This is a genomic window from Salipaludibacillus sp. CF4.18 (genome assembly GCF_051262595.1).
GTDB lineage: Bacteria > Bacillota > Bacilli > Bacillales > Salisediminibacteriaceae > Salipaludibacillus > Salipaludibacillus neizhouensis.
In genome coordinates, this window is the sequence record NZ_JBIMEV010000136.1 from 1 (window position 1) to 1,281 (window position 1,281).

The window sequence follows — 1,281 nt, forward strand, 5'->3', positions numbered from 1 at the left end:
ACTTAATTTATCATCCGGATTTTATGTTGTCGTTTTTGGCGACTCAATTAATATACCATCTTTCATCGTCACGGTCAACTACTTTCAAGAAAAAAGTTTATTTGCTTTTCATTAGAAAGTTTAATGTTTTGGCGACGGATAATAATATACCATGTTATTGATCTACAATGCAATACTTTTATACAGATTAATTTTCAGGAAAGTAATTCCACATAAACTATCTCTGTCAAAATAAAAACCGCACCATGGGAATATCCCGTGCGGGTATCATTTCTATAATAGAAATTACTAGCCACTCTCCAGAAGAAACTAATTAAATTAAATTTAGTTTAGTGGAAAGGGATAAAATATTGGTGGAGCCTAGCGGGATCGAACCGCTGACCTCCTGCGTGCAAGGCAGGCGCTCTCCCAGCTGAGCTAAGGCCCCAAAACTAACTTTATTTAAAGTGGTCGGGAAGACAGGATTCGAACCTGCGACCCCTTGGTCCCAAACCAAGTGCTCTACCAAGCTGAGCTACTTCCCGTTCTAAATGGTATTAAACAGTAAACTACTTTGTTAAGCAACTAAGTAATATAAAGTTTAAATGGTGCGCCCGAGAGGACTCGAACCTCTAACCTTCTGATTCGTAGTCAGATACTCTATCCAATTGAGCTACGGGCGCATATTAAAATGGTGCCGAGGGCCGGACTTGAACCGGCACGATAATTACTTACCGCAGGATTTTAAGTCCTGTGTGTCTGCCAATTCCACCACCCCGGCAGGACTTTATTAACTTAAGAATTAAATTGGAGCGGAAGACGAGATTCGAACTCGCGACCCCCACCTTGGCAAGGTGATGTTCTACCACTGAACTACTTCCGCATTGTGGTGCGGGTGGAGGGAGTCGAACCCCCACGCCCGAAGGCACTAGATCCTAAGTCTAGCGCGTCTGCCAGTTCCGCCACACCCGCATAAAAATGGTGAGCCATGAAGGACTCGAACCTTCGACCCTCTGATTAAAAGTCAGATGCTCTACCAACTGAGCTAATGGCTCTAAAAATGGTGCTGGCCAGAGGACTTGAACCCCCAACCTACTGATTACAAGTCAGTTGCTCTACCAATTGAGCTAGGCCAGCCTTTTAGAATAAATATATTATGGTGGAGGATGACGGGCTCGAACCGCCGACCCCCTGCTTGTAAGGCAGATGCTCTCCCAACTGAGCTAATCCTCCATATATAATGCCCAGCGGCGTCCTACTTTCACAGGGGGAAACCCCCAACTATCATCGGCGCTGGAGAGC

The 1,281-nt window shown here is 45.0% G+C and carries 9 tRNA genes; all 9 read right to left on the bottom strand.

The window, feature by feature from the left end:
- Nucleotides 1-351: 351 nt before the first annotated feature.
- Nucleotides 352-427 (bottom strand) — tRNA-Ala (locus tag ACHABW_RS25775).
- A 20-nt stretch (nucleotides 428-447) separates the two neighbouring features.
- Nucleotides 448-524: transfer RNA gene (locus ACHABW_RS25780), tRNA-Pro, on the bottom strand.
- Nucleotides 525-585: 61 nt separating this feature from the next.
- Nucleotides 586-662: transfer RNA gene (locus tag ACHABW_RS25785), tRNA-Arg, on the bottom strand.
- 9 nt (nucleotides 663-671) lie between these two features.
- Nucleotides 672-760, bottom strand: a tRNA-Leu gene (locus tag ACHABW_RS25790).
- Nucleotides 761-787: 27 nt separating this feature from the next.
- Nucleotides 788-862, bottom strand: a tRNA-Gly gene (locus tag ACHABW_RS25795).
- A 4-nt stretch (nucleotides 863-866) separates the two neighbouring features.
- Nucleotides 867-951, bottom strand: a tRNA-Leu gene (locus ACHABW_RS25800).
- Nucleotides 952-958: 7 nt separating this feature from the next.
- Nucleotides 959-1,034 (bottom strand) — tRNA-Lys (locus ACHABW_RS25805).
- A 6-nt stretch (nucleotides 1,035-1,040) separates the two neighbouring features.
- Nucleotides 1,041-1,116 (bottom strand) — tRNA-Thr (locus ACHABW_RS25810).
- 20 nt (nucleotides 1,117-1,136) lie between these two features.
- A tRNA-Val gene (locus ACHABW_RS25815) sits at nucleotides 1,137-1,212 on the bottom strand.
- Nucleotides 1,213-1,281 lie beyond the last annotated feature (69 nt).